Origin of the sequence: Photobacterium nomapromontoriensis (genome assembly GCF_050336815.1) — a bacterium.
In the GTDB taxonomy this organism is placed as follows: Bacteria; Pseudomonadota; Gammaproteobacteria; order Enterobacterales; family Vibrionaceae; genus Photobacterium; species Photobacterium nomapromontoriensis.
On record NZ_JAKJSL010000065.1, the window covers coordinates 24,587 to 31,226 of the forward strand.

The following is a 6,640-nucleotide window of genomic DNA, read 5'->3' on the forward strand; positions in this document are numbered from 1 at the left end:
CAATATTCAATGAATTGGAAAGTAACATGAGTCATACAACCACTAATTTAATACCGCCCGTCGTCAAGCTACAGAAACTAATTTTCGCATGGCCTAAAACTCAGCACCCCGTTTTAGACATACCGGAGCTGATCATCAATCAAGGAGAGCATGTCTTTATTAAAGGCCCAAGCGGCTGTGGAAAATCGACCCTACTTGGCCTGTTAACGGGGATCAACCAAGTACAACACGGCTCAATTGAGATCCTTGGCATTGATATCAGCCAGCTGAAAGCCAGTCAGAGAGATACTTTTCGTGCCGACAACATCGGCTATATATTCCAACAGTTTAACTTGCTGCCTTATTTGAATGTTATCGATAACGTCACCTTGCCGTGCCAGTTTTCCAAACAACGAAAACAGCAACTGAGCACATCAGCGACAGAGATGGCGAAACAGCTGCTGCAACGCTTACATCTTCCTAAAGAACAACTTGATAAAGCGGTTGTTGAACTCAGTATTGGTCAACAGCAACGTGTCGCGGCCGCAAGAGCACTCATTGGCGCCCCAAAATTGATCATCGCCGATGAGCCAACCTCCTCGCTGGATCATGATAACCGCAGTGCTTTTATCGAATTACTCATGGAGCAAGCCAACTTGGCCCAATCCACCCTCATTTTTGTCAGTCATGATCCAACATTAGAACCACTGTTTGATCGCACTATCGACTTACAGCAATTAAATCAAGCAGGAGTGATGTCATGAAAGCCATCGCGAGCCTCGCTTGGAAAAGCGTCATGAACCGTAAAGCCACGGCCATGCTGACCATTCTTACCGTTGCGATCTCCGTTATTCTCTTGATGGGTGTCGAGCGAATTCGAACCCAAGCCAAAAGTAGCTTCGCCAATACAATTTCAGGCACAGATCTAATTGTGGGAGGCCGATCGGGTCAGGTCAATTTACTGCTGTATTCCGTCTTTCGGATTGGTAACGCAACCAATAATATTGACTGGAAAAGCTATCAGGCATTTAGCCAACACAGAGCTGTCGATTGGGCGATCCCTATATCACTTGGAGATTCGCACAAAGGTTTTCGCGTTATGGGGACAAATCACAGCTACTTTGCACATTTCAAATACGGCCGTAAGCAACCACTTACTTTCTTACAAGGTCAGGCATTTAATGGCTTATTTGAAGCCGTAATTGGCGCTGATGTGGCACAATCGCTTGATTACCATATCGGCAGCGAAATCATTATTGCTCATGGCATTAGCGATGTCGGCTTTAGTCGTCATGATAAACTGCCGTTCAAAGTCGTCGGTATACTGGCGCCAACGGGAACACCTGTCGACAAGACCGTGCATGTCTCACTAGAGGCAATTGAAGCCATTCATGTCGGCTGGGAGTCTGGTGCACACCTTGGTAATACACCTTCTGCACAACAGCTAGACCAGCACCACTTCCAGCCTAAGCAGATCACCGCCATGATGCTGGGGCTTAAATCTAAAATTCAAACCTTTACCTTACAACGCCAAATCAACACCTACCCTCAAGAGCCACTGAGTGCCATCTTGCCCGGTGTTGCATTGCATGAGTTATGGGGAATGATGGCTGTAGCCGAGCAAGCGTTGATGGCGGTATCAGTATTCGTCGTGATTGCAGGGCTGCTCGGTATGCTCAGTAGCTTACTCACCAGTTTACAAGAAAGACGCCGTGAAATGGCGATCCTCAGAGCAATGGGAGCGAGACCAATACATGTCTTTGCTTTACTGATCAGTGAAGCCAGCGCATTAACACTGGCGGGTATCGTCACTGGTGTCGCTGGGCTGTTCTTACTGCTCAATGTCGCCCACCCGATTATTCAACACCACTATGGCATCAATATCGCGTTGACTGGCATAACCTCATACGAATGGATGCTACTCGGCTTAGTACAACTCGCCGGCATCATTATTGGCTTTATTCCTGCGCTGAGTGCTTATAAAAAGTCACTTAACGACGGCATGACAATTCGGATTTAGGGACTGATATGAAAAAAATAATGTTATCACTGCTATTTACATTAACGGCTGCAATGCCAAATTTAACCAATGCATCTGAGGATTTGCTCACGCTGGATTGGATTGATTTAGTACCAGAGAATGAACGAAATCAATTCGATCCCAACGGCATGCCAACCATTGATCACTCCGGCGCAAATGTAGAGCAATCTAAAGTCGGAAACGTAAGGCCTGAACTGAACGGCAGTAGCGTCAAAATTCCAGGCTTTGTGATCCCGCTAGAAGGTGATGATAAAACCGTGACTGAGTTTTTACTGGTACCGTACTTTGGAGCGTGTATTCATGTCCCGCCACCGCCGGCTAACCAAATCATTTACGTGAAGTACCCCAAAGGTGCCCCAATACAGAAATTATGGGATGTGATTTACGTCATCGGCAAATTGAAAACTGAAACTATCAGCCATGAGTTGGCAGAAGCAGGTTATGTCATCGAAGGCTCAGCGATCACTGAATATGATGATATGTGATTAGCATCGAGCAGTGGTCAACAACGGTTGGCCACTCTTTTTCTGGGGGGTTATAACAGTGAGGTATACCGCTCATCCTTGAGCGTAAAGAAGTAAGGAATCACTTAACTTTCTCATCCATTTCAGCCGTTTTAACAACACTAACGCCAGTTGAAATATGTCCGGTTGCAACGCCTTGAGTGGCTTGTTCCATTGTAAATCCAGCTGCATTAGCCTGCTGGATTAGATCACCATTTAAACCATTGTTAGAACCTGCAGAGCCTGTGGCAAAAGCAGAAACAGAAAAGATGGATAGAGCGATAACTAGTGCATTTTTCATAGTATGTACCTTCTTCTTTGTTTTAGAGGCATTCCCCTCTCGACATGAATAAGGTTACTGTGATTTGTGTCATATGTAGAGGAAACCCAGACTTTCCATTTTGGAAATTGATGTGATTTGCTTTACAAATATAAGTAAGGTAAATGCAACTATACCCCTGCTTCAGTGACAAATCAGCTTGACAACAAATAGCCATTCCCGCGCTAATTTACCTTGAATTAAGCATGCGAAGTTCATACTGAATCCTACATCTTGAGGTGACTTGGGTATAAGTGGTTTAGTACACGGCTGTAAGCTTGATATAACCAATCTTTTTGTGGGTCATTTTGCTTTGCGCGATGGTAACTCATTACGCAATTGATCTTTACATCCGAGATAATAGGTAATGGGATACCACGACACCCGTCAGGGATTAAACGTGACATGGTAAATGAGAAGTGATCAGAATGGCGGACAATGTTTTCAATTGCTGATGTACTTTCGAATTCAACGCTTGGAGTAATTTTATACCCCACCCCCGATAAGCGCTCAAGAATAGGGTAACGAACGTCATTATTCCAACCAGGATTACGCGTAATGACAAATGGATAGTTAAGCAAATCATCTATATTGATTGCCGGGTGATCGTCCCGCACATAAAAAACAGGTACAATTTCACAAATCGGTTTTTGCAAGATAACTTGGGGTAAAGTCTCATCATAGGTATTCAATAAGACGGCATCCTCACCTTCGACAAGCCTAGAACGGGCCTCTAAACTCCACTGACGCATCGAAATTTTGGCTAATGGTGCATCGTTGCGCAGTTCTAAATAGAGCTTGTCACCAAAATTATCCCAAAACAGTGCATGGCCATACAGAATAATTTCTTGCTTCAATGTCTGTGGGGAAAATTCGCTATGTTGAATGGCATCGAACGTAGTTAAAATATGTTCAAAATGAGCGATATTAGTATCCATAAATAACGTTGGTTCAAAGCCTTGACGACCCTGAATGAAAAGTGGGTCTTCAAAATGGAGTTTTAGCTTAGATAGAATCTTACTGATGGCGCTGGAGGTTTTTCCTAGCGCATCAGCGACCAACTTGACGTTGCGCAGTTCATACATTTTGACCAAAACATAAATGCTTTGTATGTCTAAATTATGTCCCATGAGGCCACTCACAGTTAATTCACCATATTGAAATATAGATAATTATCTATTGTTAACTCAATGAAAAAAGGAGAAATTAATGTGATGTCACGCATATTTTTGCGGGCTGGCAATTTAAAGCTTAGTTATCCAGCGATAAGATTACAAATCCCCTTGCCAAGGGAAAATGGTGGTCTCGGATTCATCCCTGATAAATCAAGCCTAGAACCCGAGCAAGAAAGTTCAAAAGTATGGGTGTCATGTTTAAATTTTAGGTTGCGCTCGCTATCGTATTCAAAGGCAAGCCAGCTACCGTCTGGCCGTATGTGTTTGGTGGGTTGTACTAACCCCTGATAGATGAAGGTATTGCAGCGACCAATGGCATCGGTAAAGGTGGTCGGGCGGCCTGCCCAGTAGAGCTAATTATCGTGGATGACGCCCTATCATAAGCTCCTATATAATCATAGAAATATAAAATTTTAATTATCTAAATTTTTAATTATTTGCTCAGTTTTAGCCATTTTATAGAGAAAATCCTGATTATAATCAGTAGCTGTTTCAAGATATCCTCTAGAGCAGTTCAATAGCTTTTTTGATGATTTATATATCTCACAATTTGACGCACCAAGAATAATACTGTTAAGTACATCCTTATATCGTTTTAAATAGTCTAAAATCACTGGCTCACTAGTTGAATTAAATTTCAACTCCAATGCATCTATGGTTACAACCAGTTGACTCTTTAGCTCATTTACGTTTGACATAACACCTCCAAGTTCTCACTTTATGGTTTAACACTTCCTTCACTTACAATCCACTCTTTTGGCCAATTTTGCGACATCAATAACTGATCAGAACCTCCATTTAACACAGTTCCAGTCGTTCCTATAGTCTGAGGTGCTACTTTTCCTATATCTAATTTAGTTCCTTTAGGTATTAATATTTCAGCCTCAAATTTCCTTGTGTTCTTCCACTCAGGTAATAACGCTGAATCTATTTTTACTTGTATTTTACTTAATGCAGGAGTTGTCGATACAAAAGCACCTTGTATATTAGCACTGCTGCCAAATACACGATAGACTGTGATGTCTTCATTAGTGATAACAGACCGAAAAGTTGAATCTAAAAAACTTTCCTGTAGCCAAGCTGGCATATCTGTATTCTTTTCAATTACGCTAACTCTTGTATCTATCTTTGTACTGTATACTCCAAAATCTAATACATTATCAATCTTCTCTGATACTTCTTTTACAACTGTAGGGGAACTAGCAAGATCTACAGCTTCTTCTGTGCCTTCGATCACATCATCTATTTTTGTGCCATATTTCGCCGCCATTACACCTTGGCCAGCTGCGGGTATCATCGCACCTAATGACCACCCTGCATCAACCCATTTTCCTCTAATCGTATACACCAGTGCATTTATTCCATCTGGAATAATACCGACACCAGGAGCTAACCCAGCTGCATCTAAACTTCCATGAAATGCATCCCAACCAGATATACCAGCATCAGGAGGAAGAGTACGCCCTTCTAACGCTTTATAATTTACATAAGTATTTGAATTCGAATCATCAGTAATCCGGTTATAACCCATTGCATAGGGCGGTTGCGCTTTACTCTCCTTACAACTCAACCCGAGCGGGTCGACCCATTGCACGGGGTTGGGGGCGTATTGGTACGGGTTGATGCCGCCCACCAGGCCAATCGGGTCTTGGTGGATGAAGCGCCCAACGGTGGGATCGTAATAGCGGAAACGGTTGTAGTGCAGCCCCGATTCCACGTCGTAATACTGACCCTGAAAACGCAGTGGATTACCAATGCGCTCAATGCTGAGGTTGGCGACGCCTTCGGTGGTGTAATCTGCCTGCCACGCGATATCACCGTGTTGATCGGTTAGCGTCAGCGGAGTACCGAGGTGATCAAGCTGGTAGTAATAAATCTCACCCTGTGCAATCAGGGCGACGGGGCTGAAGCTGCCCGGCTCGTAGAGATACCAGCGATATTCACCGTTACAGTGTTCGCCAATTAACTGATCCCCATCCCACAGGTAATCTATCCGCTGGCTTTCGCTGATTTTGGCGCTGCGACGGCCAAGGGCATCGTAATGGTACTGGGTATATTTACCGGCTTTTCTGAAACTGGTGAGCTGGTTTAAGCCATTGAAGCGACGCTGCTCGTTACCTTGCGGGCTGTGGGTTTTGACCTGATTACCGAAGCGGTCGTAACGGTAGTGGGTGTCGTGCCACTGCACTACAAAAGTGTGTGTCTTTGTAAGATAGGTAAGGTTGCGCTCGCTATCGTATTCAAAGGCAAGCCAGCTGCCGTCTGGCCGTATGTGTTTGGTGGGTTGTGCCAGCCCCTGATAGATGAAGGTATTACAGCGGCCAATGGCATCGGTAAAGGTGGTCGCGGTAGGAATAGCGGTTACCCGCTACCCCCCGCACAGATCCGTACGTGCGCTACTAACGCATACGGCTCCTACCTTGGGTCGAACGTCAAAACGCTTCTCTGGGTAAGGATGTGTAATTTGAACTTTTGGGATCCAATAATCAACCAAGCGTCGAAACTTTTGCCATGTCATTGCGTGTCTTTGGCTTCGTCTCCGAAGTTGTTTTAGCCACGCATTCGTGACTTCTTTAACGAACGTATTAAGTGATTTTGAGTTCATTGGTACACCGTAGTAGTT

The 6,640-nt window shown here is 44.1% G+C and carries 7 protein-coding genes; 3 read left to right on the plus strand and 4 right to left on the minus strand.

Going from position 1 to position 6,640, the window contains the following annotated elements; genetic code table 11:
* Positions 1 to 26 precede the first annotated feature (26 nt).
* Genes L4D12_RS23855 through L4D12_RS23865 form a run of 3 tightly spaced genes read left to right on the plus strand, consistent with a single transcriptional unit; the run spans position 27 to position 2,505 of the window.
* Complete coding sequence (locus tag L4D12_RS23855; protein ID WP_428450326.1) at positions 27 to 743, plus strand: ABC transporter ATP-binding protein; 717 nt, start codon at positions 27 to 29, stop codon at positions 741 to 743.
* Positions 740 to 1,999, plus strand: a complete 1,260-nt coding sequence (locus L4D12_RS23860; protein WP_428450327.1) for an ABC transporter permease — start codon at positions 740 to 742, stop codon at positions 1,997 to 1,999. Before L4D12_RS23855 ends, L4D12_RS23860 begins: the two co-directional genes overlap by 4 nt.
* 8 nt (positions 2,000 to 2,007) lie before the next feature.
* On the plus strand, positions 2,008 to 2,505 hold the full coding sequence (locus L4D12_RS23865) for a DUF3299 domain-containing protein (RefSeq protein WP_428450328.1): 498 nt from the start codon (positions 2,008 to 2,010) through the stop codon (positions 2,503 to 2,505).
* A 100-nt stretch (positions 2,506 to 2,605) separates the two neighbouring features.
* Here L4D12_RS23865 and L4D12_RS23870 read toward each other — a convergent pair whose 3' ends face one another.
* From L4D12_RS23870 to L4D12_RS23885, 4 genes are all read right to left on the minus strand, one after another.
* On the minus strand, positions 2,606 to 2,824 hold the full coding sequence (locus tag L4D12_RS23870) for a hypothetical protein (RefSeq protein ID WP_428450329.1): 219 nt from the start codon (positions 2,822 to 2,824) through the stop codon (positions 2,606 to 2,608).
* A 245-nt stretch (positions 2,825 to 3,069) separates the two neighbouring features.
* Complete coding sequence (locus L4D12_RS23875; protein WP_428450330.1) at positions 3,070 to 3,972, minus strand: LysR family transcriptional regulator; 903 nt, start codon at positions 3,970 to 3,972, stop codon at positions 3,070 to 3,072.
* 458 nt (positions 3,973 to 4,430) lie between these two features.
* The gene (locus L4D12_RS23880) at positions 4,431 to 4,715 is read right to left on the minus strand and encodes a hypothetical protein (protein WP_428450331.1); all 285 of its coding nucleotides are present in this window, start codon (positions 4,713 to 4,715) and stop codon (positions 4,431 to 4,433) included.
* A 20-nt stretch (positions 4,716 to 4,735) separates the two neighbouring features.
* Complete coding sequence (locus tag L4D12_RS23885) at positions 4,736 to 6,205, minus strand: RHS repeat-associated core domain-containing protein (protein WP_428450332.1); 1,470 nt, start codon at positions 6,203 to 6,205, stop codon at positions 4,736 to 4,738.
* Positions 6,206 to 6,640: the final 435 nt, after the last annotated feature.